The sequence below is a fragment of the Pseudomonas sp. SD17-1 genome (assembly GCF_029201585.1).
Classification (GTDB): domain Bacteria; phylum Pseudomonadota; class Gammaproteobacteria; order Pseudomonadales; family Pseudomonadaceae; genus Aquipseudomonas; species Aquipseudomonas palmensis.
This window is the reverse complement of sequence record NZ_CP104044.1, coordinates 1,580,815-1,606,616: the sequence shown is the minus strand read 5'-3', so window position 1 is coordinate 1,606,616 and position 25,802 is coordinate 1,580,815. Positions and strand designations below refer to the sequence as shown.

23 protein-coding genes are annotated in these 25,802 nt (G+C 63.9%); 8 read left to right on the top strand and 15 right to left on the bottom strand.

Going from position 1 to position 25,802, the window contains the following annotated elements; genetic code table 11:
• Positions 1-42: 42 nt before the first annotated feature.
• Positions 43-942 (bottom strand): LysR family transcriptional regulator, encoded by a 900-nt coding sequence (locus N0B28_RS07340; RefSeq protein WP_088514513.1) that lies wholly within the window; start codon positions 940-942, stop codon positions 43-45.
• Between the two features lie 104 nt (positions 943-1,046).
• Here N0B28_RS07340 and N0B28_RS07335 point away from each other — a divergent pair, with 104 nt between their 5' ends.
• Positions 1,047-2,222: an MFS transporter gene (locus tag N0B28_RS07335; protein WP_116053171.1), complete on the top strand. Its 1,176-nt coding sequence runs from the start codon at positions 1,047-1,049 to the stop codon at positions 2,220-2,222.
• Here N0B28_RS07335 and N0B28_RS07330 read toward each other — a convergent pair.
• Complete coding sequence (locus N0B28_RS07330; RefSeq protein ID WP_043864141.1) at positions 2,170-3,099, bottom strand: DMT family transporter; 930 nt, start codon at positions 3,097-3,099, stop codon at positions 2,170-2,172. The two genes, N0B28_RS07335 and N0B28_RS07330, sit on opposite strands and share 53 nt — an antisense overlap.
• A gap of 98 nt (positions 3,100-3,197) precedes the next feature.
• Positions 3,198-3,593, bottom strand: a complete 396-nt coding sequence (locus N0B28_RS07325) for a hypothetical protein (protein ID WP_043864142.1) — start codon at positions 3,591-3,593, stop codon at positions 3,198-3,200.
• A 128-nt stretch (positions 3,594-3,721) separates the two neighbouring features.
• Here N0B28_RS07325 and N0B28_RS07320 point away from each other — a divergent pair, with 128 nt between their 5' ends.
• A complete protein-coding gene (locus N0B28_RS07320) occupies positions 3,722-3,991 on the top strand; it encodes a hypothetical protein (RefSeq protein ID WP_043864143.1) in 270 nt (89 codons plus the stop codon).
• A gap of 74 nt (positions 3,992-4,065) precedes the next feature.
• On the opposite strand, the gene N0B28_RS07315 is transcribed toward N0B28_RS07320, so the two are convergent.
• Positions 4,066-5,394, bottom strand: coding sequence for a DEAD/DEAH box helicase (locus N0B28_RS07315; protein ID WP_043864144.1), 1,329 nt, complete (start codon positions 5,392-5,394; stop codon positions 4,066-4,068).
• Between the two features lie 142 nt (positions 5,395-5,536).
• On the opposite strand from N0B28_RS07315, the gene N0B28_RS07310 reads away from it, so the two are divergent.
• On the top strand, positions 5,537-6,838 hold the full coding sequence (locus tag N0B28_RS07310; protein ID WP_058541541.1) for a mechanosensitive ion channel family protein: 1,302 nt from the start codon (positions 5,537-5,539) through the stop codon (positions 6,836-6,838).
• Here N0B28_RS07310 and N0B28_RS07305 read toward each other — a convergent pair.
• The 5 genes from N0B28_RS07305 to N0B28_RS07285 all read right to left on the bottom strand — a co-directional run bounded on the left by N0B28_RS07305 (position 6,779) and on the right by N0B28_RS07285 (position 10,827).
• The gene (locus N0B28_RS07305) at positions 6,779-7,657 is read right to left on the bottom strand and encodes a carboxylate/amino acid/amine transporter (protein ID WP_043864146.1); all 879 of its coding nucleotides are present in this window, start codon (positions 7,655-7,657) and stop codon (positions 6,779-6,781) included. The genes N0B28_RS07310 and N0B28_RS07305 overlap by 60 nt on opposite strands.
• Before the next feature lie 93 nt (positions 7,658-7,750).
• Positions 7,751-8,689, bottom strand: coding sequence for a hypothetical protein (locus tag N0B28_RS07300; protein ID WP_054914938.1), 939 nt, complete (start codon positions 8,687-8,689; stop codon positions 7,751-7,753).
• A 45-nt stretch (positions 8,690-8,734) separates the two neighbouring features.
• The gene (locus N0B28_RS07295; RefSeq protein ID WP_054914939.1) at positions 8,735-9,556 is read right to left on the bottom strand and encodes a hypothetical protein; all 822 of its coding nucleotides are present in this window, start codon (positions 9,554-9,556) and stop codon (positions 8,735-8,737) included.
• A 249-nt stretch (positions 9,557-9,805) separates the two neighbouring features.
• Positions 9,806-10,405, bottom strand: a complete 600-nt coding sequence (locus tag N0B28_RS07290; protein ID WP_054914940.1) for an FMN-dependent NADH-azoreductase — start codon at positions 10,403-10,405, stop codon at positions 9,806-9,808.
• A gap of 107 nt (positions 10,406-10,512) precedes the next feature.
• A complete protein-coding gene (locus tag N0B28_RS07285) occupies positions 10,513-10,827 on the bottom strand; it encodes a hypothetical protein (protein ID WP_043864149.1) in 315 nt (104 codons plus the stop codon).
• A gap of 50 nt (positions 10,828-10,877) precedes the next feature.
• On the opposite strand from N0B28_RS07285, the gene N0B28_RS07280 reads away from it, so the two are divergent.
• The 4 genes from N0B28_RS07280 (at position 10,878) to N0B28_RS07265 (ending at position 15,078) form a co-directional block, all read left to right on the top strand.
• Positions 10,878-11,801, top strand: coding sequence for a LysR family transcriptional regulator (locus tag N0B28_RS07280; RefSeq protein ID WP_043864150.1), 924 nt, complete (start codon positions 10,878-10,880; stop codon positions 11,799-11,801).
• A gap of 12 nt (positions 11,802-11,813) precedes the next feature.
• Positions 11,814-12,629, top strand: a complete 816-nt coding sequence (locus N0B28_RS07275) for an alpha/beta hydrolase (RefSeq protein ID WP_043864151.1) — start codon at positions 11,814-11,816, stop codon at positions 12,627-12,629.
• A complete protein-coding gene (locus N0B28_RS07270) occupies positions 12,623-13,180 on the top strand; it encodes a peptidylprolyl isomerase (RefSeq protein WP_275731237.1) in 558 nt (185 codons plus the stop codon). The genes N0B28_RS07275 and N0B28_RS07270 overlap by 7 nt, the downstream gene beginning before the upstream one ends.
• Positions 13,181-13,248: 68 nt before the next feature.
• The gene (locus N0B28_RS07265; RefSeq protein ID WP_058541540.1) at positions 13,249-15,078 is read left to right on the top strand and encodes an ABC transporter ATP-binding protein; all 1,830 of its coding nucleotides are present in this window, start codon (positions 13,249-13,251) and stop codon (positions 15,076-15,078) included.
• 77 nt (positions 15,079-15,155) lie between these two features.
• Here the strand turns inward: N0B28_RS07265 and N0B28_RS07260 are convergent, their stop codons facing one another.
• The 6 genes from N0B28_RS07260 to hrpA form a co-directional block, all read right to left on the bottom strand.
• Complete coding sequence (locus N0B28_RS07260) at positions 15,156-16,280, bottom strand: GNAT family N-acetyltransferase (protein WP_275731234.1); 1,125 nt, start codon at positions 16,278-16,280, stop codon at positions 15,156-15,158.
• A 94-nt stretch (positions 16,281-16,374) separates the two neighbouring features.
• Positions 16,375-17,688, bottom strand: a complete 1,314-nt coding sequence (locus N0B28_RS07255) for an OprO/OprP family phosphate-selective porin (protein WP_100634645.1) — start codon at positions 17,686-17,688, stop codon at positions 16,375-16,377.
• Positions 17,689-17,894: 206 nt separating this feature from the next.
• The gene (locus tag N0B28_RS07250; protein WP_043864156.1) at positions 17,895-18,128 is read right to left on the bottom strand and encodes a zf-HC2 domain-containing protein; all 234 of its coding nucleotides are present in this window, start codon (positions 18,126-18,128) and stop codon (positions 17,895-17,897) included.
• Complete coding sequence (locus tag N0B28_RS07245; protein ID WP_043864157.1) at positions 18,122-18,730, bottom strand: sigma-70 family RNA polymerase sigma factor; 609 nt, start codon at positions 18,728-18,730, stop codon at positions 18,122-18,124. The genes N0B28_RS07250 and N0B28_RS07245 overlap by 7 nt, the downstream gene beginning before the upstream one ends.
• Before the next feature lie 12 nt (positions 18,731-18,742).
• Positions 18,743-19,864, bottom strand: coding sequence for a beta-ketoacyl-ACP synthase III (locus N0B28_RS07240; protein ID WP_043864158.1), 1,122 nt, complete (start codon positions 19,862-19,864; stop codon positions 18,743-18,745).
• A gap of 194 nt (positions 19,865-20,058) precedes the next feature.
• The gene (gene hrpA / locus N0B28_RS07235; RefSeq protein ID WP_275731228.1) at positions 20,059-23,970 is read right to left on the bottom strand and encodes an ATP-dependent RNA helicase HrpA; all 3,912 of its coding nucleotides are present in this window, start codon (positions 23,968-23,970) and stop codon (positions 20,059-20,061) included.
• 443 nt (positions 23,971-24,413) lie between these two features.
• On the opposite strand from hrpA, the gene N0B28_RS07230 reads away from it, so the two are divergent.
• Positions 24,414-25,778, top strand: coding sequence for a glutamine synthetase family protein (locus N0B28_RS07230; RefSeq protein WP_275731225.1), 1,365 nt, complete (start codon positions 24,414-24,416; stop codon positions 25,776-25,778).
• Positions 25,779-25,802 lie beyond the last annotated feature (24 nt).

Sequence of the window (25,802 nt, the reverse complement as noted above, 5' to 3'; positions counted from 1 at the left end):
TGCAGCATCACGCCCGGGTAAAAACTTCTCTATTGATTTCAGTCAGGCACGCAGGGCCACCTCGGCATCATCGCTCACCTGCCCCTTCACCGCTTCCTGCACCGCTATCCAGGCACTCAGGTTGGCCCCGCACATGCCCTTGCGCCACATCAGCCAGGTGGTGGTCTGGTCGAACGGCGACTGCAACGGGTGCACCGTGACCCGTTCACGGCCCGGCAGGCTTTCAAGCATCGAGGTCGCCATCAACGCCACACCCGCCCCGGCGATCACGCAGGCCAGCATGCTGGGATACGATTCGATTTCCATCACCCGCCCCATCGCCGCACGATCATGGGCGTACCAGGCCTCCAGCCGCATGCGGTACGAGCATCCCTGGCGAAACGTGAACACCGCACGCCCAGCCACATCCCGGGCACTGTGCACCGGCGGGTGGTCGGCCTCGGTGAGCAGCACCAGGGTCTCCTCGCACAAGGGCACCCCGTCGAGCCCGGCCAGGGCCAGCGGTCCATCCACCAGCGCCGCGTCGAGACGCCCGCTGAGCAGCCCTTCGAGCAATTCGCCGCTGGGGGCGGTCTGCACCTGCAGGTTCACCGCCGGGTAAGCTCGGTGATAGCGCGCCAGCAGCTCCGGCAGATGAATGGCCGCTGAACTGTACATGCTGCCCAGCACGAAATTCCCCGCCGGCTCGCCCCCCTGAACCGCCGCAAAGGCTTCGTCATGCAACGCCAGCATGCGTGCGCTGTAGTCCAGCAGCACCTTACCAGCCGGCGACAGCTGCAGGCGCTGGCGCTCGCGCCGAAACAGCTCCACGCCCAGTTGCTCTTCCAGCTGGCGCAGGCGCGTGGACAGGTTGGAGGGCACGCGGTGCAGGCGCTCGGCCGCGCGGGTGATCGACCCCTCTTCGGCGACCGCCTGAAAGATGCGCAGTTGACTCAGCTCCACGGCAATTCTCCAAAACTGAACAAGTTTCTCATCATTATTCAATTTTTATGAAAGTCAACCCGCAGTAGCCTGACGGTCAACGCTCATCGCACAGGAACCCCACCATGTCCTCGACAATGCGCCTGCTGGCCAGCTTCGTTGCCCTGATGATGGCCATGGGCATCGGCCGATTCGCCCTCACCCCGCAACTGCCGCACCTGATCAGCGAAGGCCAGATCAGCCTGACCGCCGCCGGGCTGGTAGCTGCCGCCAATTACCTGGGCTACCTGCTCGGCGCCCTCGACGCGATGTTCGCGCACCGCCCCGCCCAGGTGCGCAAACGCCTGCTGGCCGGGTTGTGGCTGTGTGTGCTGCTGACCCTGGCCTCGTTCTGGGCCCACGGGTTCTGGCCGCATATCGCGCTGCGCCTGGGCACCGGCATCGCCAGTGCGTGGGTGGTGGTGACGCTCACCGGCATGACTCAACACCTGGCCGCTCAAAGCCGTCAACCGCGCCTTGGCGCACTGGTGTTCGCCGGCCCTGGCATGGGTATCCTGCTCACGGGGATGCTGGCACTGGGCGCCAATCTGCAGGGCCTGGGTTCGGCACCGCTTTGGCTGATCTACGCCGCCGTGGCGCTGCTGATGCTGCTGGTGATCCAGCCCGCGCTGCCACACCCGCAACCAGTGCCCGCGCACAAGGCCACCGCGCAGGGTGCGACACCCGGCATCGGGCGGCTGGGGCTGATCTATGCACTGTACGGGGTGGGATACATCATTCCGGCCACTTTCATGTCACAGATGGCCAGCGCACGTTTTCACGGCCAGTGGCTGGCCGACCTGTTCTGGCCGGCCTTCGGCCTGGCTGCCGCCATGGGTGTGGTGCTGGTCAGCCTGCGCCGCCCGCACCACGGCAGCACGGCGCGCTGGCTGATGGCAACGTTGTGGCTGCAGGCCGCCGGGGTACTGGCCTGCCTGCTGGGCAGCGGCGCCGGCCTGGCGCTGGGTGTACTGCTGTGCGGCACGCCGTTTCTGGCCTGCATGCAGTTGGTGATGCAGCGCTCGCGCGAACTGGCCCCCCACGCCACCCACCGCAATGCCGGCCTGCTGACCACCTGCTTCGCCCTCGGCCAGCTCAGCGGCCCGCTGCTGGCGGCGTTGAGCAATCAGTTCAGCGCCAGCCTGCAACCGGCGCTGGTAGTGGCCGCCAGCGGCCTGATCATCGCCGGGGCCCTGCTGTTGCGCCCGGCTACTGGCCGAGCAGGCGCCGCAGACGCCTGCGTACCCACTGCTCGGCACTGACCAGGGTAATGCCCAGCAACACGCAGACGGCGCCCAGGATGAAGTTCAGGCTCAACGGCTCGCCCAGCAGCAACACGCCGAACGTCACCCCGAACAACGGGGTGATGAACGAGAACACCGCCAGGTTGGACGCCAGGTAGCGACGCAGCAGCCAGAACCAGGTCAGGTAGCTGAAGAACGACACCACCACCGCCTGGAACAGCACACTGCTGATCGATGTGGCGGTCAGCGTCACATGGCCGACCTGCCCGGTCAGTACCGCGATCAGCAGCAGGCCGACGAAGCCGACCATCAGTTGGTAGAACAGGGTCAGGGTAGCCGGTGCCTCCGACAGGCGCGAAGCCCGCACCACGACGGTGGTCGCGCCCCAGGCCATGCCGGCCATCACGCCCATCGCATCGCCCAGCAGCATGCGCCCATCGAGGTTGTCCAGCGACAGTCCGCCGGCAAAGGCCACGGCAATACCGGCGAACGCCAGCAGGATGCCGAGCCACTGCAGCGGGCGAAGGCGCTCGCTGGGCAGCATGAAGTGCAGCCCCAGCGCAGTGAACACCGGCGCGGTGTAGAGGAACACCGACATGTGCGCCGCGGACGTCAGTTGCAGCCCTTCGGCTATCAGCAGAAACTCCAGGCCGAACAGCGAACCGGCCAGCAGACCGCCCTTCCAGGTGGTGCCCAGCTGTTCCCAGCCACCCCGCCAGCACATCAGCAACGCGACCATCAGTGCCGAGATGCCCGAGCGCGCGGCGGCCTGCATCACCGGTGCGATGTCCGGCGCGGCCCACTTGATCATGACCTGCTGGATGCCCCAGATCAGGCAGAGGCCCAGCATGACTTGCAGAGCGAAGGTGTCGGTATTCTTACGAAGGGCGCTCAAGGGCGACCCCCATTATCGCGGCACGGCATGGCAGGCTCTCGGCAATAGTGGATCCAGCGCCGATTATCAGGGCCTGCTGCCAGCGATTACCAGCCCGATCAGGCGATTTGTGCCTTTGACGCCACTTCGTCGAAGGTCGCCTCATCCAGTGCATCAGCCTGCTCGTTCAACACCTGGCGCGGATGATCATTGCCCGGGATTGCGCTGTCGATAAGGCTGAGCAGGCGCGAGCCTCGTTGGGTAAGGACGAAGTTCTCGCCATTGCCCCCTTCCTCTTCAGGGCGCGTCTCGATAAAGCCGCGCTCGAACAGCAGCTTCTCGTATTCGCAGGCCTTGGTCTTCAGATGATCAAGCTCCGGCACTGCATCGCCTTTGGCAGCCAGGCCGGCAGCATGCTGCTCGGCATACGGGCGCGGGGTAAAGCTGTGGCCGGCGCCGTTCTGCACTTCGTGCAGCAGGCGCTCCATCAGGTCCCAGTCATAGGTAGTGCTCATCGGTCCAACCTCCAGCAAGGGGATGTAAGGGTGTGACAGGCGCGCGCGGCAGCGGTTCGACTGAACTTTCCGGCCGGCACAGCCCTCCACCGAACACCTTCGCCCGTAATGGAACACGAGGTCCGACCATGAAAACGCTGATGAGCATCACCGCTGCCGCTGCCCTTCTATTTGCCGTGCCCACCTGGGCCTGCACGCTGGAAGAGGCCACGCAGAAGCGCGAGGAGCTGGCCAAGGAGGTCAGCAAACTGACGGAGCAGAACCCGCAGAAGGCCAAGGAGATCAATGAAGAATTGCAGGGGATGAAGCTGGGAACCGAGAGCAAGGACCTGCCGGACAAATGCCAGCTGATCGACAAGCGCATGCAGGAACTGAAGGCGGCAGAGAAGAAAGTCTGAATCGAGGATGACGCGTTCGCTGGCAAGACAGCTCCTGTAGGAGCCGGCCTTGCCGGCGAATAGGCCCTGCAACCTTACTCGGCAGCCGGTGCCGGCTTGCGCTTCTTCAGCGGTGCCATGCCGTCCTGGCTCACCAGGGAGGGAGCATTGGGCTTGGGCTTGGCGGTCGGCTTGCGTTTGGCCACCACCTTCTTGTCGGTCTTCTTGTCGGTCTTTTTCTTCTTGACCCCGGCGGCCTTGCCCGACGCCTTGACCTTCTTCGGCCCGGTATAGGTGCCTTTGACTTCCTTGATGGTGCGGCGCTCGAAGCTCTGCTTGAGGTAGCGCTCGATGCTCGACATCAGGTTCCAGTCACCATGGCAGATCAGCGACACTGCCAGGCCTTCGTTGCCGGCGCGCCCGGTACGACCGATACGGTGTACATATTCGTCGCCGCTGCGCGGCATGTCGAAGTTGATCACCAGGTCCAGGCCGTCCACGTCCAGGCCACGGGCCGCGACGTCGGTCGCCACCAGCACCTTGGCGCCGCCCTGCTTGAGGCGCTCGATGGCCAGCTTGCGGTCCTTCTGGTCCTTGTCGCCGTGCAGCACGAATGCCTTGATGTCCTTGGCCACCAGGTGACCGTAGATACGGTCGGCCATCACCCGGGTATTGGTGAAGATGATTGCCTTCTGGTAGGTCTCGTTGGCCAGCAGCCACTGCACGATCTGTTCTTTGTGCTGGTTGTGGTCGGCGGTGATGATCTGCTGGCGGGTGCCGTCGTTGAGCTGGCTGACGGTGTTGAGCATCAGGTGCTCGGGGTCTTTGAGTACCTTGCCGATCATGTCGCGCAGGCCGGCACCGCCAGTGGTAGCCGAGAACAGCAGGGTCTGCTCGCGGTTCGCGCACTCGTTGCACAGACGCTCGACGTCTTCGGAAAAGCCCATGTCGAGCATGCGGTCGGCTTCGTCCAGCACCACCGCCTGCACATGTTCAAGGTGCAGGTTGCCGGCATTGAGGTGCTCGAGCATGCGCCCCGGGGTGCCGACCAGGATGTCCGGCACCTTGCGCAGCATGGCGGCCTGTTCCTTGAAGTCTTCACCACCGGTGATCATGCCGGCCTTGATGTAGGTGAACTGGGCGAAACGCTCGATTTCCTTGAGGGTCTGCTGGGCCAGCTCGCGGGTCGGCAGCAGCACCAGGGCACGGATCTCGACACGGCTCTGCTTCAGGTCCACCAGGCGGTTGAGCACGGGCAGCATGAAGGCGGCGGTCTTGCCGCTACCGGTTTTCGCCGTCACCCGCAGGTCACGCCCTTGCAGCGCCAGGGGGATGGCCGCCGCCTGCACAGGCGTGGGCTCGACAAAGTTCAGTGCGGCCACGGCTTTGAGCAGGCGTTCGTGCAGGGCGAATTGGGAAAACACGGGTGTACCTCGGGCAAGTGCAGAAATTCAGCCATATAGGGTAACGTTTTCCGGCGCTCACGCCGAATTTCTTTTGGCATTGTCACGACTTTCCGCGTTCTAATTGCACTTCCACTCTTTTTGCGGACACCTTTACTAAGGCATGGATATTCAATTGTTCTGGCAAAACGCCCTGGATCTGTGGGGCACCCTCGATCAGCACCCGCTGCTGCACGCCGGCCTGGGCCTGGCGGTACTGCTGCTGGCCGCCCTGGTACTGGGGCGTGTGGCACGCTTCATGATCCTGCACGCCGTCCGGCTGCTGAGCCGCCAGCCGGCCCTGCACTGGCTCAACGACCTTCTGCACAACAAGGTATTCCAGCGCCTGGCGCAGATGGTGCCCTCGCTGGTGGTGCAGTTCGGCCTCAAGCTGGTGCCGGAGCTCAGCGCCACCAGCCAGCATTTTCTGGGCAACGTGGCGCTGGCGTTCACCATCCTGTTCCTGGTGCTGGCCATCAGTGCACTGCTCGATGCCCTGCTCGATATCTATGCCCGCACCGAACATGCGCGTACCCGTTCGATCAAGGGCTATGTGCAACTGGCCAAGATGGTGCTGTTCGTGTTCGGCGCGATCATCATCGTCGCCACCCTGATCGACCGCTCGCCGTTGTTGCTGCTGTCGGGCCTGGGTGCGATGTCGGCGGTGATCCTGCTGGTGTACAAGGACACCCTGCTGTCGTTCGTGGCCAGCGTGCAACTGACCAGCAACGACATGCTGCGCGTCGGCGACTGGATCGAGATGCCCCAGGTGGGCGCCGACGGCGACGTGGTGGACATCACCCTGCACACGGTCAAGGTGCAGAACTTCGACAAGACCATTGTCTCGATCCCCACCTGGCGCTTGATGTCCGAATCGTTCAAGAACTGGCGTGGCATGCAGCAGGCCGGCGGTCGGCGCATCAAGCGCAGCCTGTTCATCGATGCTGGCGGCGTGCGCTTTCTGACCGATGAAGAAGAGCAACGCCTGAGCAAGGTGCGCCTGCTCACCGACTACATGACCCGCAAGCGCAGCGAACTGCAGGCCTGGAACGAAGCCCAGGGCCCTGTGGCAGCACTGTCGGCCAACCGCCGGCGCATGACCAACATCGGCACCTTCCGCGCCTATGCCCTGGCGTACCTGAAAAGCCACCCGGACATCCAGCCGAACATGACCTGCATGGTGCGTCAGATGCAGACCACCGCCCAGGGCGTGCCCCTGGAAATCTACTGCTTCACCCGCACCACCGCCTGGGCCGATTATGAACGTATCCAGGGCGATATCTTCGACTACCTGCTGGCCGTGATGCCCGAGTTCGGTCTGGGCCTGTACCAGCAACCCAGCGGCAGCGACCTGCGCGCCGGGCTGCTACCGGCCGGTGCCGTTCGCGAGCAACGGGCGTTGAGCACCGAGTCGGCTGAGCCATAGCGAGGCCAGTATCACCGCACCACCGATGAACAGCCGGCCCAGCGGCTCGTGCTGGTTCCAGATCAGCAGGTTGAGCAACAGCCCGACCGGCACATGCAGGTTGTTCATCACCGCCAGGGTGCCGCCTGAAACCAGGCAGGCGCCCTTGTTCCACCAGTACAGCCCCAGCGCCGTCGGGCACAATCCCAGAAACAGCAGCACCAGCCACTGCACGTCGGTGCTGGGCAGATGCTGCGCGTTGCCGAACAGCAGGAAGGCCGGCAGCACCACCAGCAGGGCGCCCAGGTAGAAGTAGCCGAAGCGTCGGTAGTGCGGCAGGTCACTGGGGTAACGGGCAACCAGGTGCTTGTACAGCACCTGACCGGCGGCATAGGTGAAGTTGGCCAGTTGCAGCAGCACAAAGCCCATGAAGAAGTCCGGGCTGATGCGGTCGAAGCGAATCACCGCTGCGCCCCCCACCGCCACCAGTGCGGCCACCAGTGCCCACGGGTTGAAGCGCCGGTTCAGGGCATCCTCGATCAGGGTCACGTGCAAGGGTGTAAGAATGGTGAACAGCAGCACTTCGGGCACGCTCAGCACACGAAAGCTCAAATACAGGCACACATAGGTGATGCCGAACTGCAACGCGCCGATCAGCAGCATGGCCCGCATGAAGCGCGGCTCGACCTTGCGCCAGCGGGTCAACGGCAAAAACACCAGGCCGGCCAGCAGTACCCGCGCCAGCACCGCGAAGTAGCTGTCGACATGCCCGGCCAGGTATTCGCCGATCAGGCTGAAGGAAAACGCCTGGATCAGCGCGACGATCAATAAGTAGCCCATGTATGCCCCCTGATATGCAGGCGGCGACCTTAGCGGTTGACCAACGGGCCGGCAACCGCTTTTGAAACGCCTGCACTCAAGGTGCCAGCAGGCTCAACGGGTCTGATCGGCCGTGATGAACTGGAACCGTGCGGGGGTGGCGCCAGAGGGCAAGGTCACCGCGATGATCGGCACCAGGATGCCCGTCTGGCTGAAGAAGTCCCGCTGATCCGCCTGCGCCCCCGCCCTTCCGCTCGCGCTCCCGCCAATATAGAAGAAGGCTTCCATCGGCAATTGCCGACCGATGTTCTGCGGCCACAGGGCCATGCGCACTTCGTTCTGGATGCCACCAAGGTTGGCGCCGGGCAGGTTTCTGGCACGCAGGCTCTGATAGAACGCGATGGCGCCTTCTTTGTTGAGTTCATCGCGAACATTGAAGCCGCACTGGCGTGCATTGATCCGGTTGGCGTTGTAATGCGCCAGCCATTGTTCGGCTGTACCGATGCCCTGCGCCCTGCACTCGCGACTCACCGTGGGGTAACCGACATTCTGCCCGCACCCCTGCGATTCTCGCCTGTTGGAATCGGCGTCCACAGGAAACGAGCACAACACACGGGGCTTGTATTGATTGTTGGCGTACAAGATAGGCACGAAGATGAAGCCGTTAGTGTACCCATAGGCCAACCGACTGAACGCAGAGTCGGCGCGCAGGTAGGAGAACGACACGCCCGAGGCGGTGGGGTTCGGGTTCCACGAATGAAACGCCGGGCTGTTCTGCGTAGCGCGCATGAGGATGCCGCTGCACAGAAAGGCCGGCGCGCTGGAGGCGTTACAGTTCTGCCGGGTGTCGCGGTAACGTTCCTGCAGGTGGCGTGCAACCGTGGCTCCGGAAACAGCCGCCGTACCTGCACGGGACTGCAACGCAGCGGCCTGGACCGTTGGCGGCACCGAGCTTGCCTGCGCAACCTCGTCATTGGCAGGCTGCACCGGCGCCCGGTTGGCGCAGGCTGTCATCAGGCTGATCAACAGCAACAGTGTGAACGTGTTCAACATGGTGCCTCCCTGCGCTCGCGCCGGCTTTGAACCCTTGCTTGCGGGTCACGCCTTGCTTGGCGGGCGTTTCGCAGGTTTGCCAGGCACTTTCGCAGGTGCCTCTGACGCCTTCGCAGGTTTTTTCACCGGCACTTTCGCAGGGCCCTCAGGCGCCTTCGCAGATGCCGGGGGCACCTCCAGGCTCGGGATATAAAGCAGCCTGGAAAATTGGTAGTCCGAGCCCGTAACCGCTTCAAGCGCATAATTGAGCCACACTTGCTTGCCTCTGTTCTGCTGAAACCAGCTCAGTGGAATTTCAAACTGGGCAGTACCACCCGTCATGGGTTTCCACCCCAGGTCCTCATGCCCTGTCATGGTGAAACCTCTTAGACGAACCTTGTGTGAAGGTTGCCATTGGGGATAGGTAACCTTGACCACGCGAGAACCGCGCTCAAGTGTTGGCCGGTCCAATGGATCGAAACTTTGGACTTGCACCGTATAGTAACGACTCTGCGAAACCACCCATGCTCCGCCATTCCTGCTCAGCGCGAAATTTACCTGTGCCGTTTGACCGGAACTGCTGTACATCAGCGCTTTTGGACAAGAAGAGTACAGCGCTTGCGGCGGGTTTTTGATGACTTGCACGGGCAAATCGAAGATGATACCGGAAGGTTCGACAATTCTTACCCTGACCCTGTCACCGGCGTACATGCCGGCTGATATGAGCGTCCTGACTGACAAAAAATCCGTATTGCTGCCGCAGTTGTAGATCCCCCTTATCAGGAAATACCTTCTCGACGGGTCTTGGGGGTAATCGGGATGTTCAATCGAACAGTCGATCGTCGGGGCATCCCAGGCATATAGCTTGGACTCAATTTTAGCAGGCATAGGTACGCATCCTTATATCCGCGAGGCAAGTTACAAACTTTCACTGCGGAAAGTCTGTCCGTCACCTGTATATAAACAGCTAGGCATTCAAGCGCGCACCTGACAAAACTGTCAGTTCTCTATAAACAATCAACCTGGCAATGACAAGTTTTATAACCACCCACAAAAAAGCCCGGTCAAACCAGTGTCTGACCGGGCAGGTACACCCAAAGGAGCAAAGGTGTCAGGCGGGGGGGAAATCGGTACGGCTCAAGCTACCGCAGCCAGCAGCGCCTTGGCCTGGTTCAGGCCTTTTTCGTGGAAGTCGCCGCCCATGTTCAGGCCCTCGGCGTGAATGAACGTCACCTCGTGAATGCCGATGAAGGCCATCACCTGGCGCAGGTAGGGCTCCTGATGGTCGCTACCGGCCCCGGCGTGGATACCGCCGCGGGCCGTCAGCACATAGGCGCGCTTGCCGGTCAGCAAGCCCTGCGGGCCGGTGGGGGTGTATTTGAAGGTGACGCCGGCACGCAGCACATGGTCGAGCCAGGCCTTCAGCGTACTGGGGATGGTGAAGTTGTACATCGGCGCCGCCAGCACCAGTACATCGGCGGCCAGCACTTCGTCGGTCAGTTCGTTGGAACGTGCCAGTGCCTGCACTTCTTCGGCGCTGCGCTGGGCTTCGGGCTTCATCCAGCCACCCAGCAGATGGCTGTCCAGGTGGGGTACCGGGTTCAATGCCAGGTCGCGCACGCTGATCTGGTCGGCCGGGTTGGCCGCCTGCCACTGGCTGATGAAATCACGGGTCAGCTGACGAGACACGGAGTCCTGCAGGCGGGCGCTGCTTTCGATGATCAGTACGCGGGACATGGGTTGCCTCCATCGGCAAGTTCGCTAAGTCGATGGAGGCAAGATTAGAGATTGACCTATCGATAAAAAAGCGTAAAAACTGGGTTAAATCTATCAGTTAACCTGTTTTATTGCGGTTTGCAGTCCAGCGCGATGCGCAGCTTGAGGATTTCGCGGTTGAATTTGGCCGTCACGTCGACGCTCTTTTTCGCCGGTACCTGTATGCGCCGTACCCTGGGGGCCTCCGGGCCGTTGCGGAAGGTGACCTTGCACGTCGCTGCCACATCGCCGTAGTTGTTCAGGCTGATCGAGCCGATGTCACGGTCGGTGTCGTAGGTGGTGTAGTCAAGCTTCACCCCGTCGGTGTTCTTGGTCACGTCGATGGGGTAGGCCAGGGCCGTCAGCGGCAGCAGGGCCAGCAGTGCAACACAGATTTTCTTCATAACGGCGCTCTCCATGAAAGTGCGCCAGCTTAGGACAACAGGAGCCGAAGATGAAAGCGCCGCGCGTTACCCTGGATCAGTGGCGGACTCTGCAGGCGGTGGTCGACCACGGCGGCTTTGCCCAGGCCGCCGAAGCCCTGCACCGCTCCCAATCGTCGGTGAGCTATACCGTGGCCCGCATGCAGGACCAGCTCGGCGTGCCGTTGCTGCGCATCGACGGGCGCAAGGCGGTGCTCACCGATGCCGGCAGCGTGCTGCTGCGCCGCTCGCGCCAGTTGGTCAAGCAGGCCAGCCAGCTCGAAGACCTCGCCCATCACATGGAGCAGGGTTGGGAAGCCGAGGTGCGCCTGGTGGTCGATGCCGCCTACCCCAATGCCCGACTGGTACGTGCCCTGAGTGCGTTCATGCCGCAAAGTCGCGGCTGCCGGGTGCGCCTGCGCGAGGAGGTGCTGTCAGGGGTCGAGGAAGTGCTGCACGAAGGGGTGGCGGACCTTGCCATCAGCGGCTTCAGCATCCCCGGCTACCTGGGCACCGAATTGAGCGCGGTGGAGTTCGTGGCCGTTGCACACCCCGAGCACAGCCTGCACCGCCTGGGCCGCGAGCTCAGTTTCCAGGACCTGGAGAGCCAGTTGCAGGTGGTGATCCGCGACTCTGGCCGGGCACAACCGCGGGATGTGGGCTGGCTGGGCGCCGAACAGCGCTGGACGGTCGGCAGCCTGGCCACTGCCGCCACCTTCGTCAGCAGCGGCCTGGGCTTTGCCTGGCTGCCACGCCACCTGATCGAGCGCGAACTGCGCGAAGGCGTGCTCAAGCCACTGCCGCTGGACCAGGGTGGCAGCCGTCACCCGCTGTTCTACCTTTACTCGAACAAGGACAAACCCCTGGGCCCGGCCACGCAGATCCTCATCGAGTTGCTGCGCAACTTCGACACTGCGCCGCTGGACGTGCCCTTCGCCGCCCCCGCCCAAGCCTGACAGGTAACGCCCATGGCCTATTTCGAACATGAAGGTTGCACCCTGCATTACGAGGAATATGGCCAGGGCGAGCCCCTGGTACTGCTGCACGGCCTGGGCTCGAGCTGCCAGGACTGGGAATACCAGGTACCGGAGCTGGCCCGTCAGTACCGCGTGATCCTGCTCGATGTGCGCGGCCACGGGCGCTCCGACAAGCCTCGCGAGCGCTACAGCATCGCCGGCTTCAGCGCCGACCTGCTGGCCCTGCTGGAGCACCTGAACACCGGCCCGGTACACCTGGCTGGCCTGTCGATGGGCGGCATGATCGGCTTCCAGTTTGCCGTCGACCATCCCCACCGGTTGCGCAGCCTGTGCATCGTCAACAGCGCACCCGAGGTCAAGCTGCGCAGCCGCGACGATTACTGGCAATGGTTCAAGCGCTGGAGCCTGGCCCGCCTGCTGAGCCTGGAGACCATCGGCAAAGGCCTGGCCGCACGCCTGTTTCCCAAGCCGGAGCAGGCCGAGTTGCGACGCAAGATGGCCGAGCGCTGGGCGCGCAACGACAAGCGTGCGTACCTGGCCAGCTTCGATGCCATCGTCGGCTGGGGGGTACAGGAACGCCTGGGCCAGATCCGCTGTCCTACGCTGGTCATCAGCGCCGACCACGATTACACCCCGATACAGCTCAAGCAGCGCTACGTCGCGCTTATTCCTCAAGCACGACTGGCGGTCATCGAAGATTCACGGCACGCTACACCGCTGGATCAACCCCGGCTGTTCAACCAGACCCTGCTGCAGTTTCTGGCAACGGCTTCAACCACTTCTCAAGGATCATTGAGTTCATGCTGAAAAAACTTCTGCTTGCCGCCTGCTCGGTCGTCTTCGCCACCAGCCTGATGGCTGCCGAAAAAGCCCCGCACGTACTGCTCGACACCAGCTTCGGCCAGATCGAAGTGGAACTGGACCCGGTCAAGGCGCCCATCTCGACCAAGAACTTCCTCGAGTATGTCGACAGCGGCTTCTACACCAACACCATCTTCCACCGCGTGATCCCGGGCTTCATGGTCCAGGGCGGCGGCTTCACCGCGCAGATGCAACAGAAGTCGACCAAGGACCCGATCCGCAACGAGGCCAGCAACGGCCTGCACAACACCCGCGGCACCCTGTCGATGGCCCGCACATCCAACCCGAACTCGGCCACCAGCCAGTTCTTCATCAACGTGGCCGACAACGCCTTCCTCGATCCGGGCCGCGATGCCGGCTACGCCGTGTTCGCCAAGGTGGTCAAGGGTATGGACGTGGTCGACCAGATCGTCAACTCGCCGACCACGCGCAAGAACGGCATGGCCGATGTACCGGTCGATCCCGTGCTGATCAAGTCCGCCAAACGCATTGACTGAGCCCGTGTTCACAGGGACGTGAACCACGACCGGCCCGGTCGAGTCAGACAGGAGTTAGAGTTTTGAGGTTGTATCGCTATTTCGAAAAGCTGATCGATATCTTTCGCGAAGCACCGACCGCATCGCCGCCGGGCAAGGTCCTGCCGTTCTATTTCTACTACCTGCGCCAGGTGTGGCCCAGCTTTGCCGCACTGCTGGTGGTGGGGCTGGTGGCTTCGCTCATCGAAGTGGCGCTGTTCAGTTACCTGAGCCGTATCATCGACCTGGCCCAGGGCGCGCCAAACCCCGATTTCTTCAGCGATCACGCCAGCGAGCTGATCTGGATGGTGGTGGTCACGCTGCTGCTGCGCCCGCTGTTCTTCGGCCTGCACGACCTGCTGGTGCACCAGACCATCAGCCCGGGCATGACCAGCATGATCCGCTGGCAGAACCACACCCATGTGCTCAAGCAGAGCCTCAATTTCTTCCAGAGCGATTTTGCCGGGCGCATCGCCCAGCGCATCATGCAGACCGGCAACTCGCTGCGCGATTCGGCCGTGCAGGCGGTGGACGCCCTGTGGCACGTGCTGATCTACGCGATCAGCTCGCTGGTACTGTTCGCCGAGGCCGACTGGCGCCTGATGCTGCCCCTGACCGTTTGGATCTTCGCCTACATCGGCGCACTGTGCTATTTCGTGCCCAGGGTCAAGGAACGCTCGGTGGTGTCATCGGATGCGCGCTCCAAGCTGATGGGCCGTATTGTCGATGGCTACACCAACATCGCCACCCTCAAGCTGTTCGCCCACACCGACTTCGAGCGCCAGTACGCCCGCGAAGCGATTCGCGAGCAGACCGAAAAGACCCAGCTGGCCTCGCGGGTGATCACCAGCATGGATGTGGTCATCACCAGCCTCAACGGGCTGCTGATCGTCACCACCACCGGCCTGGCGCTGTGGCTGTGGAGCCAGTCGCTGATCACCGTGGGCGCCATCGCCCTGGCCACCGGCCTGGTGATCCGCATCGTCAACATGTCGGGCTGGATCATGTGGGTGGTCAACGGCATCTTCGAGAACATCGGCATGGTGCAGGATGGCCTCAAGACCATCGCCCAGCCGGTCACCGTCACCGATCCGCCAGATGCTCCGGCGCTCAAGGTCGATCGCGGCGCGGTGCGCTTCGACAACGTCGACTTTCATTACGGTCAGGGCAGCCGGATCATCAGCAACCTGACCCTGGACATTCGCCCCGGCGAGAAGATTGGCCTGATCGGCCCCTCGGGCGCCGGCAAGTCCACCCTGGTCAACCTGCTGCTGCGCCTGTACGACCTGGAAAGTGGCCGTATCCTGATCGACGGCCAGGACATTGCCCAGGTGAGCCAGGCCAGCCTGCGCGCACAGATCGGCATGATCACCCAGGACACCTCGCTGCTGCACCGCTCGATTCGCGACAACCTGCTGTATGGCCGGCCGGATGCGACAGAAGAGGAGTTGTGGGAGGCGGTGCGCCGGGCGCGGGCCGATGAGTTCATCCCTCAGCTGTCCGATGCCCAGGGGCGCACCGGTTTCGATGCGCATGTGGGCGAGCGTGGCGTGAAACTGTCCGGCGGCCAGCGCCAGCGCATCGCGATTGCGCGGGTGCTGCTCAAGAATGCGCCGATCCTGATCATGGACGAAGCTACTTCGGCGCTGGATTCGGAAGTGGAGGCAGCCATCCAGGAGAGCCTGGAGACCCTGATGCAGGGCAAGACGGTGATCGCCATTGCGCACCGCCTGTCGACCATCGCGCGGATGGACCGGCTGGTGGTGCTGGAGCAGGGGCGGATTGCCGAGATGGGCACCCATGCCGAACTGCTGGCGCACCAGGGGCTGTACGCACGGTTGTGGCATCACCAGACGGGTGGGTTTGTCGGGGTCGATTGAACACCGCGGCGACGGTATCGCGGGTCAAGCCCGCTCGCACAGGGATTTCACTGCGCCTGCGAGAGCGGGCTTGGCGTTCAGACTTGCCTGAAGGGCAGCGCCGTACGCGCCTCCTCGGCATACCCCAGCACCCCCACCCGCTCCTGCGCCAGAAAGTCCTGCACGGCCGCCTTCAACCCCGGATGCAGCAGGTAATGCCAGGACCGCGTGATCACCGGTTCGAATCCGCGAATCAGCTTGTGCTCGCCCTGCGCCCCGGCATCAAAACGCTGCAACCCTTCGGCAATGGCAACGTCCATGCCCTGATAGAAGCACGTCTCGAAATGCAACCGGTCGAACTCCGCCAGGCAGCCCCAATAGCGCCCATACAGGCTGTCACCGCCCACCAGGCTGAACGCCATCGCCACCGCCCGCCCGCCCTGATGCGCCATCACCACGCGGATCGACGCGGGCATGCGTTCGGCCAGCAGGCTGAAAAACGCCCGGGTAAGGTACGGGGCACGGCGGCGCACGGCGTAGGTGTTGGCATAGCATGCGTACACGAAATCCCACTGCGCCTCACTCAGCTCATGGCCGTGGTACCACTGAAACTCGATACCCTGCCCCGACACCTGCTCGCGTTCCTTGCGCATCTGCTTGCGCTTGCGCGAACTGAGGCTGTCGAGAAAATCCTGGAAGTCCCGATAACCCTGGTTGCGCCAGTGAAACTGACACCCCAGGCGCTCCATCCAGCCCGCACGCCCACGCAATACTTCGTCGCTGGCCGGGTCGGTGAAGTTCACGTGCAGGCCCGACAGCCCCTGTTCGAGCAAAGCATCACTGACGCCGTCGATCAGCTCACCCGCCGCCTGCGCGTCACCCAGCAGGCGCGCGCCGCTGACCGGTGAAAACGGCACCGCGCACAGCAGCTTGGGGTAATAGTCGATACCGGCGCGGTCGCAGGCGTCGGCCCAGCCGTGATCGAACACGTACTCGCCGAACGAATGGGTCTTCACGTAGGCCGGCATGGCCGCCCGCACCTGGCCCTGAGTGTCCGTCAGGACCTGGTGGGCCGGCGCCCAGCCGGTGCGTGGGGTGACGCTGGCGCTGTCTTCCAGGCTGCGCAGGAAGGCATGGCGCAGGAACGGCTGGGCATCCGGCACCAGGGCATCCCAGGTGGCGGCGTCGATATCGGCAAGGTGCGGCAGAATTGAGATGGGCATGCGCGCAGTCTGCCCCCTCGTGCGAGCAAAAAAAAGCCCCGCAGGTGCGGGGCGAAGATCTAACGGATGAAGGAGTGTGTTGCAGGGGTAACGCTTAGAACACGTACTGCGCGCGCATCACGAAACCGTCGCCGCTGTCGTCGCCGGCAGCGTTCTGCGCGTTGTCGGTCTTGGCCTTGACGTACACGCCGCTGAGCTTGATCGACTCGTTGGCGTACCAGTTCACACCCAGGTTGTGCACTTTGGCTTCCACGTCACCGATGTCGGCAAATGCGCCGTTGTTGTCGTCGACGCTCAGGTGGTCGTAGCGGTAGAACACTTCCCACGCACCAATCTGCTTGTTGGAAGGCTTGATGCTGTCGAACTTGCCGAGTTTGTAGCCACGCGCTTCACCGGTGATGGTGTAGGCCACCTGGCCGTAGTAACCCTTGGCCTTGATGTCGGAGAAGGCCGAGTCGTCTGCCTGAACATCACGCTTGATGTACTCGCCCTGCACCGAGAACGGGCCCAGCGCGTAGGCGGCTTCCAGGCCCCAGGCCTTGTCGGTGTCGTAGGCACCGGCCGGGGTGGTGGCGTTGCCGCCCAGCACCAGGCGGTTGCCGTTGTTGCCGGCGTCCTGGCCACCGTCGGTGCTCACCCCACGCATGCCCAGGCGGCTGCGGATACGGCCGTCGAACGCGGTGTCGGAAAGGTCGCGCTGGGCGTAGTTCAGGCCAACGTGCAGTACGTTGCCGGCCTCGTGCATCGGTGCGAACACACCGCGCAGGTTGAACTGCTTGGAGCTGTCGCCGTCCTTGTCCTGGTTGGTGGCGTCCTTGGCGAACAGGCCGGCCGAACCGTACAGCGAGTCACCGGCGTTACCCGATGCCTGGATACCGAAGCCGCCGTTGTGCGAGTTGGTCCAGTCCACCAGGTCGTAGGCAGCGGTTCGCTCCTGGGCAGTCACCCACTTGGAGCTGGTGGCTTTTTCCAGGCCGAACTCGGGGTCGAAGCGACCGACCTTGATCGATACCGGCTTGAAGCCGTTGTAGGCCAGCGACGCTTCGTCGAAGTAACCGTCTTCGGAACGGTTGTCGCCACCGGAGTTATGCGAGAAGTCGTAGGCGATCTGGTAGGCCCAGTCGGTGTACATCACACCGCCCAGTTCCAGGTAGGCACGGCGGAAGTAGCCCGCATCGGCGGTATTGCCGTTCTTGGTGTAGAAACCGTCGAAGCGGCTGTAGTCGGCCTGGACCCGGCCACCCAGCTTGAAGCTGAATTCCTTGTCAGCGGTAGCGACCTCCAGGCCACCCTTGGTCTTGACTACGATATCGGCGCCGTCAGTAGTCACGGTGCCCGCGAAAGCCTGGGCGGTAACGGCCATTGCCAAGGCGCTGGCTGCGAAACCTGCGAAGTGCTTACGGATCATCGAAGGAACTCCCCTACGTTCATAACGTTTATGGTCTTGATTACGTTGAAAAAACACGCGGCTCAGGCCACTTGTGCTGGGGACGAATCTTGGCGGGGGGTTATTTCAGATCAGTGGCTGTTAGATAAATATTTAGTGACAGGGGAACTTTTTACTTCGAATGTGAATAAGACAATCAGCCCCGTTGCAGGGCTGGTTGCGGGGTTTCAGCGCGTTGCCCGGCGCTCGGCGGCCAGCCGCGCCGCAAGGGCATCGGCCCCCTCCACAGGCGCCGGCGGCAGCGCCTTGAGGGTTGCCTGGGCCAGGCGCAACTGCTTGATGAAGCGACGACAATTGCGACAGAACAGCAGGTGCTGGCGCGTCATCAGGCGCTCGCCCAGGGTCAGTTGCCCGTCCAGGTAATCACTGGAGCAGGCGACCAGTTGCTTGCAGGTCAGCATTGGCCGGTGTCCTCGAAATGTTCCAGGGTCGCGAAGACCTTGAGGCGTGCACGGTGCAGCAGCACACGCACATTGGAGAGCGACAGGTCGAGCAGATTACAGATCTCCACCAGTTCGAGGCCCTGGCGCTCACGCAACAACAGCACACTGCTCTGCAGTTGCGACAGGCTGAGCAGGGTGTGCTCCAGGCATTCGCGCAACTGCTCCTGGCTGAGCAGGGCCTCGGGGCTGTCTTCGTGCCATGCCGAAGGCGCCAGCAGCCAGTGACCGTCGCTGGCAAAACGCGCGTCGTCGATGCTGCCATGGGGGGCCGGCAGGTCGTCGAGCAGCACCTCGCGGCGGTTTTGCCGGTAACGGGTCTTGGCCGTATTGGCGGTGATGGTCAGCAGCCAGGTCTTGAGGCTGGAGCGGCGCTGGAAGCCCGCCAGACCGCGTACCGCCGCCAGCCAGGCATCCTGCACCACCTCGTCGGCGCCACGTTCGCCGACGATGGCATAGGCCACCGCGCGCATGGCGCCCTGGCAGGTCTGAACCAGTTCGGCGAACGCGCGCTGCTCTCCCGCCAGCAGGCGGTCGAGCAAGCGCTGTTCGTCAGCCGTCACTGGCGTGGGCGATCAACGTTTGCGCAGGATCACGCTGCCGATCGAGTAGCCGGCACCGAACGAACTGAGCACCCCGAGGGCACCCTTGGGCAGGTCGTCCTGGTGCTTGTGCAGCGCGATCACCGAGCCGGCCGAACTGGTGTTGGCGTAGGTATCGAGAATCACCGGGGCCTCCTCGACCAGCGCGTCGCGGCCCAGCAGCTTCTTGACGATCAGGTGGTTCATGCTCAGGTTGGCCTGGTGCAGCCAGAAGCGCTTGACGTCACTGACGTTGAGGTTGTTTTCGCTCAGGTGCTGGCCGATCAGCTCGGCCACCATCGGGCACACCTCGCGGAACACCTTGCGGCCTTCCTGCACGAACAGCTTGTCCGGCGCACCGATACCCTCTTCCGCCGCGCGGTTGAGGAAGCCGAAGTTGTTGCGGATGTTGTTGGAGAACTGGGTCAGCAGCTTGGTGCTGACGATATCGAACTGGTGCGCCGAGGTAGCGAGGTCAGCACGTTCGACCAGCACCGCCGTGGCGGCGTCGCCGAAGATGAAGTGGCTGTCACGGTCACGGAAGTTCAGGTGGCCGGTGCAGATCTCGGGGCTGATCACCAGCACCGAACGGGCCTGACCCAGTTGCACGCTGTTGCAGGCGACCTGAATGCCGAAGGTCGCCGACGAACACGCCACGTTCATGTCGAAACCGAAACCGGCGATGCCCAAAGCCTGCTGCACTTCGATGGCGATGGCCGGGTAAGGGCGCTGCAGGTTGGAGCAGGCGACGATGACCGCGTCGACATCGGCTGCGGTGCGCCCGGCACGCGCCAGGGCCTGCTCGGCGGCGGCCACGCCCATCTGGCAGAGGATCGACGGCTCGTCGTTGCTGCGCTCCGGCAGGCGCGGCTTCATGCGCTGCGGATCGAGGATGCCGGCCTTGTCCATCACGAAGCGGCTCTTGATGCCCGAGGCCTTCTCGATGAACGCAGCGCTCGACTCGGCCAGTGCCTGCACTTCGCCCCGTTCGATGGCAGCGGCATTGTCGGCATTGAACTGCTGCACATAGGTGTTGAAAGACTCGACCAGCTCTTCGTTGGAAATGCTGTTGGCCGGGGTGTACAGGCCGGTGCCGCTGATGACGACGTTATGCACGGTCGTTCCTCTGTTCGGGGCCGCTGCCTGCCGGGCAACGGCCTGTTCTGTCGGTCAAATGGCACGAAAGTACCAATTAATACAGGCAATGCACCCGGCAAGCGGGGCAGTACGCTGTGCTGCATTCTGTAGCTACCGTGGCAGGTACCTGACACGGTAGCGAAGTTCGCCAAGTGTGCCACAAGTTCCGGGGATTAGGCTTCCACCAGACTCCATTGCTTGGCCAGGCGCTTGTCGGAAATCGGTACCTTGGTACCCAACTGTTGGGCAAATAGCGACACGCGGTATTCCTCGATCCACCAGCGGTACAGCACCAGTTGCTCGTCGCGCTTGCCCTCCTGGGCATGCTTGTCGGCACGCGCCTTGTACTGTGCCCACAGACCGCTCAGCTCGCCGCTCCACACGCGGTCTTTCTGCACCTGCGAACCGAGTTTTTCCAGACGCAGCTCCACCGCCTTGAGGTAGCGCGGCAGTTCCTTGAGCCAGATGCCCGGGGTTTCCCGCACAAAACCCGGGTACACCAGGTTGGCCAGTTGCTGCTTGATGTCGTTGAGCGCCACGGCCTGGGCCAAGTCGATCTTGCCCTTGAAGCGCTTCTGCAGACCGTGCCAGAGCTTGAGTATCTCGAGGGTCAGGCGGGCCAGGCGCTCGGCGTGATCGGCCCAGTGGCCGCGCTTGCGTTCGGCCAGCGAAGCAAGCCCGGCACCGTCGCGCGGCAGGCTGCTCTCGCCGTCGAGGATGCAGGTGTCCAGGCTGGCCAGCAGGATGTCCTCGACCAGCGCATCGACACGCCCCAGCTCGCGGTACAGCAGGCCCAGTTCGGTCAGCCCCGGCAGCTTGCCGCGCAGGAACTTCGCCGGCTCGGCCAGTTGCTGCAGCAGCAGCCGCTGCAAGGCTCGGCGGTGCTGGAACTCGGCTTCGGCCTGGGTCGAGAAGCGCCCTTCCTTGACCGTACCGCCCTCTTCCACCAGCGCCGGGTACACCGTCATCGACAGCCCGGCGATCTTCTGCTGGGCGGTCTGGGCCACCTCGGCAAACACCTTGGCTTGCACCGGCTGCTGGGCCTTGGCCGATTGCGGCACGGCCAGCGCGGCCTGGCTGGCAGCAACGAAGCGCGCCGTCAGCTCGGTCAGGTCGCGGCCTTCACCCAGGAACTTGCCCTGGGCATCGACCACTTCGATGTTCATGCGCAAATGGCCTTCCACCTGCGCAGCCGCCTCGGCCCAGGCCTCGTCGCTGACCCGCGCACCGGTCATGCGCAGCAGTTCGCGGCCCAGCGCCTGGGGCAGCGAGCCGTCGGCGAAGGTCATGCGCTGCAAGGCGGCCTTGACGAAGTCGGGCACCGGCACGAAGTTCTTGCGCAAGGCCTTGGGCAGGTTGCGTACCAGCGCAATGCACTTGGCTTCCAGCAACCCCGGCACCAGCCATTCCAGGCGCTCGCCCGGCAGGCTGGGCAGCAGCGGCGCCGGCACCCTCACGGTAACGCCGTCGCGGGGGTGGTTGGGCTCGAAGTGATAGCTCAGCGCCAGGCTCAGGTCGCCGATGCGCAGGGTATCGGGGTACTGCGTGGCGGTGACTTCACTGGCCTCGCGGGCCAGCACGTCCTCTTCGCGCATGATCAGCAACTGCGGGTCTTTCTGGCTGGTGACGCGGTACCAGCTGTCGAAGGTCGCGGTCTGGTGGATCTCGGCCGGCAGGCGCGCCTCGTAGTAGGCGTACAGGGTCTCTTCATCAGCCAGGATGTCGCGCCGGCGGGCCTTGGCCTCCAGCTCGTCGAGCTGCTCGAGCAGGCGCGTGTTGGCTGCCAGGCACTTGGCCCGCGACTGGATCTCACCGCCCACCAGGGCCTGACGGATAAACAGCTCGCGTGAGGCCTGCGGGTCGATCGGCCCGTAGTGCACCGGGCGCCGGCCGACCACGATCATGCCGTACAGCGTGACCTGCTCGAAGGCCACCACCTGGCCGCGCTTCTTCTCCCAGTGCGGTTCGAAGTGGTTCTTCTTGATCAGGTGCCCGGCCAGCGGCTCGATCCAGTCCGGCTCGATCTTGGCCACCATGCGCGCATACAGCTTGGTGGTCTCGACCAGTTCGGCGGTCATCAGCCATTGCGGGCGTTTCTTGCCCAGGCCCGAGGACGGGTGTACCCAGAAGCGCCGCTGGCGCGCGCCCAGGTAGTCGCCGTCCTCGGTCTTCTGGCCGATCTGGCTGAGCAGCCCGGACAGAATCGCCTTGTGCAGGCGCGGGTAGTCGGCCGGCTCCTTGTTGATGCTCAACTGCAGGTCGCGGCAGATCAGGCTCAGTTGCCGGTGTGCATCGCGCCATTCGCGCAGACGCAGGTAATTCAGGAAATTCTTGCGGCACCAGTTGCGCAGCGGGCTGGCCGTCAGGGCCTGGCGCTGTTCTTCGAAGCCGCGCCACAGGTTGACCAGCGCGGCGAAATCCGAGTCGCTGTCCTTCCACTGCGCATGGGCCTGGTCGGCAGCCTGCTGGCGCTCGGGTGGACGCTCGCGGGGGTCCTGCACCGACAGTGCACTGGCCACGATCAGCAGTTCCTGCAGGCTGCCCTGCTTGGCGCCTTCGAGCAGCATGCGGCCCAGACGCGGGTCCACCGGCAGGCGCGCCAGCTGGCGGCCCAGCGGGGTCAGCTGGTTCTCGCGATTGACTGCCGAGAGTTCCTGCAGCAGGTTGAAGCCGTCGCTGATGGCCTTGCCATCCGGCGGCTCGATGAACGGGAAGGCGTCGATCTCGCCCAGGCGCAGGTGCAGCATCTGCAGGATCACCGCAGCCAGGTTGGTGCGCAGGATCTCGGGGTCGGTAAAGGCGGGCCGACCATTGAAGTCGTCCTCGCTGTACAGGCGCACGCAGATGCCCGGTTCGACCCGCCCGCAACGACCCTTGCGCTGGTTGGCACTGGCCTGGGACACCGCCTCGATGGGCAGGCGCTGCACCTTGGCACGGTAGCTGTAGCGGCTGATGCGCGCCGTGCCGCTGTCGATCACGTAGCGGATGCCCGGTACGGTCAGCGAGGTTTCCGCAACGTTGGTGGCCAGCACCACGCGCCGCCCCGGATGGGACTGGAAGATCTTCTGCTGCTCGGCCGGCGACAGCCGTGCATACAGCGGCAGGATTTCGGTGTGGCGTAGCTGTGCCTTGCGCAGCATCTCGGCGGCATCGCGAATTTCGCGCTCGCCGGGCAGGAACACCAGCACGTCGCCCGGGCCCTTGCCGATGCTGCGCTCATGGGCGGCAATCTCGTCGAGGGTGGCCAGGATCGCCTGGTCGACGGTCAGATCGTCCTCGACGCGGTTGCCCTCCTCGTCCTGCTCGCTGGTCAGCGGCCGGTACCAGGTCTCGACCGGGTAGGTACGCCCGGACACCTCGATGATCGGCGCATCGTTGAAGTGCTTGGAAAAGCGCTCCAGGTCGATGGTCGCGGAGGTGATGATGACCTTGAGGTCGGGGCGCCGAGGCAGCAGGGTCTTGAGGTAGCCGAGCAGGAAGTCGATGTTCAGGCTGCGTTCGTGGGCTTCGTCGACGATGATCGTGTCATAGCGTTCCAGAAAGCGGTCGTGCTGGGTTTCGGCCAGCAGGATACCGTCGGTCATCAGCTTGACCAGGGTGTTGGCATCGCTCTGGTCTTCGAAGCGCACCTGGTAGCCGACCAGCGCGCCCAGCGGCGTACCCAGCTCTTCGGCCACGCGGGTGGCCACGCTACGCGCGGCAATCCGGCGCGGCTGGGTGTGGGCGATCTGGCCATGCTGGCCGCGGCCCAGTTCCAGGCAGATCTTGGGCAACTGGGTGGTCTTGCCCGAGCCGGTTTCGCCCGCGATGATCAGCACCTGGTGGGCGGCCAGCACCTTCTTGATTTCGTCACGCTTGGCCGCGATCGGCAGGCTGTCGTCGTAGTGGATGCGCGGCACGCTGGCCTTGCGCGCAGCGACCTGGTCGCAGGAGGCCTGTACCCGGGCGGCCCACTGGGCCAGCTTGGCCTCGTCGGGGCGCTTGCGCAGGTCATGCAGTTGCCGACGCAGGCGATGGCGCTCGGCGATCATGGCGTGGTCAAGGTTTTTCAGCAGTTGCTCGATGGCGGCGTTCTGGTCAGTCATGACGTCTTTTTAATAATGCAGGTGAGCCTGCTTTCACATGATCGGCGTAGTTTGGTCGGGGATTGTCGCAGATTTGCCCTGCCACGGCACGGTTCGCCATGCAGGGCCATTGTTTAGCCATTGATTAACTGAAGGTATACAAAGGCCGATTTAATGAACCTTCCCACGCGTGGGAGTATCCGTGCATGACTTTGCCAGCGTGTACGCCCCGCCCCCTGATGCGCCCTTCGTTCCCGAAGGTGCGGGCGCGCCCCGGTGAAAATCCGCTGTTCAATAGCATCCTCGCGTTCTGGGCCTTGTGGCATTGCCGCCATGCCCGCCCACCAGATACCGCCCTCGCACCCCACTGATACCGCTGGCCCGGTTGCGGCCACCCTGTCGACCGATCGACGTGCCCACTGGCGCGCGATCCTGTACGCCGCCACGGCGTAAGCGAGTGCACCATGCAGTTTGCCCCTGTTTCCGAGGCCGAGGATTTCCTGGCCGCCAACCCCGATATCGACATGATCGAGTTGTTCATCCTCGACGCCAACGGCGTGCCCCGCGGCAAGCTGCTGCACCGCGAGGAGTTGCTGGCCGTGTATGAAAGCGGGCGGCCGCTGCCCAGTACCATCCTCGGCCTGACCCTCAACGGCGACGATGTGGAGAACTCGGGGCTGGTGTGGGACGTGGGCGATATCGACTGCCGCGCATACCCGCTGGCCGGCAGCCTGGTGCGCATGCCGTGGCGGCAGATCCCCACGGCGGCAGTGCAGGTGAGCATGCACCCCAGCGAAGGCCTGCCGGCCACCGTCGCCGACCCACGCCAACTACTGGCCAAGGTGGTCGACGCGCTCAAGGCCGATGGCTATGAGCCGGTAATGGCCTGCGAGCTGGAGTTCTACCTGCTCGACCAGAAGCGCGATCACCTGGGCCACCCGCAACCGGCACTGGATACCGACGGCGGCCGCCCCCGCGCTACCCAGGTATACGGCCTGCGCGAGCTGGAGCAGATCGAACCGTTTCTGGCCGACCTGTACAGCGCCTGCAAGGCCCAGGGTATTCCTGCGCGTACCGCGATTTCCGAATACGCCCCCGGCCAGGTGGAGATCACCCTGGAGCACGGCGACGCCTTGCTGGCCATGGACCAGGCGGTGCGCTACAAGCGCCTGGTCAAGGGCGTGGCACACAAGCACGGCATGCAGGCCTGCTTCATGGCCAAGCCGTTCGAGCACCTGGCCGGCACCGGCATGCACATGCACGTGAGCCTGGCCGACGCCGCCGGCCACAACCTGTACGCCAGCGAAGACAAGGCCGGCACGCCCCTGCTGCGCCAGTCGGTGGGCGGCATGTTGGCCATGCTGCTCGACTCGCTGCTGCTGTTCTGCCCCAACGCCAACTCCTATCGCCGCTTCCAGGCCAACAGCTATGCACCGCTGGCGCCGACCTGGGGTGTGGACAACCGTACCGTGAGCCTGCGCGTGCCCGGCGGGCCGGCCAACACCCGACATATCGAACACCGCATCTGCGGCGCCGATGCCAACCCGTACCTGGCAGCCGCAGCCATTCTGGCCAGCATCCACCATGGCATCCGCCAGCAACTGGACCCCGGCGCCCCGGTGCAGGGCAACGGCTACGCCCAGGCCAAGACGCTGCTGCCCACCGACTGGCTGACCTCGCTGACCGCGCTGGAGCGCTCCAGCTGGGCGCGCGAAGCGTTCGGCGAGGCCTTCCTCGGGGTGTACCTGGCGGTCAAGCGCGCCGAGTTCCGCCAGTTCATGGCCGAGGTCGGCGAGCAGGACTGGCGCTGGTACCTGACCCAGGCCTGAGCCCCCTATTCTTCAAGGAACACA

Excerpts from the sequence above, each read along its gene's own strand:
- N0B28_RS07285 (WP_043864149.1), bottom strand. The coding sequence starts at position 10,827 with ATGAAGAAAATCTGTGTTGCACTGCTGGCCCTGCTGCCGCTGACGGCC.
- N0B28_RS07250 (WP_043864156.1), bottom strand. The coding sequence starts at position 18,128 with ATGCTGACCTGCAAGCAACTGGTCGCCTGCTCCAGTGATTACCTGGAC.
- hrpA (WP_275731228.1), bottom strand. The coding sequence starts at position 23,970 with ATGACTGACCAGAACGCCGCCATCGAGCAACTGCTGAAAAACCTTGAC.
- N0B28_RS07295 (WP_054914939.1), bottom strand. The coding sequence starts at position 9,556 with ATGCCTGCTAAAATTGAGTCCAAGCTATATGCCTGGGATGCCCCGACG.
- N0B28_RS07230 (WP_275731225.1), top strand. The coding sequence starts at position 24,414 with ATGCAGTTTGCCCCTGTTTCCGAGGCCGAGGATTTCCTGGCCGCCAAC.
- N0B28_RS07300 (WP_054914938.1), bottom strand. The coding sequence starts at position 8,689 with ATGTTGAACACGTTCACACTGTTGCTGTTGATCAGCCTGATGACAGCC.
- N0B28_RS07290 (WP_054914940.1), bottom strand. The coding sequence starts at position 10,405 with ATGTCCCGCGTACTGATCATCGAAAGCAGCGCCCGCCTGCAGGACTCC.
- N0B28_RS07255 (WP_100634645.1), bottom strand. The coding sequence starts at position 17,688 with ATGATCCGTAAGCACTTCGCAGGTTTCGCAGCCAGCGCCTTGGCAATG.
- N0B28_RS07305 (WP_043864146.1), bottom strand. The coding sequence starts at position 7,657 with ATGGGCTACTTATTGATCGTCGCGCTGATCCAGGCGTTTTCCTTCAGC.
- N0B28_RS07325 (WP_043864142.1), bottom strand. The coding sequence starts at position 3,593 with ATGAGCACTACCTATGACTGGGACCTGATGGAGCGCCTGCTGCACGAA.
- N0B28_RS07260 (WP_275731234.1), bottom strand. The coding sequence starts at position 16,280 with ATGCCCATCTCAATTCTGCCGCACCTTGCCGATATCGACGCCGCCACC.
- N0B28_RS07270 (WP_275731237.1), top strand. The coding sequence starts at position 12,623 with ATGCTGAAAAAACTTCTGCTTGCCGCCTGCTCGGTCGTCTTCGCCACC.
- N0B28_RS07280 (WP_043864150.1), top strand. The coding sequence starts at position 10,878 with ATGAAAGCGCCGCGCGTTACCCTGGATCAGTGGCGGACTCTGCAGGCG.
- N0B28_RS07275 (WP_043864151.1), top strand. The coding sequence starts at position 11,814 with ATGGCCTATTTCGAACATGAAGGTTGCACCCTGCATTACGAGGAATAT.
- N0B28_RS07310 (WP_058541541.1), top strand. The coding sequence starts at position 5,537 with ATGGATATTCAATTGTTCTGGCAAAACGCCCTGGATCTGTGGGGCACC.
- N0B28_RS07335 (WP_116053171.1), top strand. The coding sequence starts at position 1,047 with ATGTCCTCGACAATGCGCCTGCTGGCCAGCTTCGTTGCCCTGATGATG.
- N0B28_RS07320 (WP_043864143.1), top strand. The coding sequence starts at position 3,722 with ATGAAAACGCTGATGAGCATCACCGCTGCCGCTGCCCTTCTATTTGCC.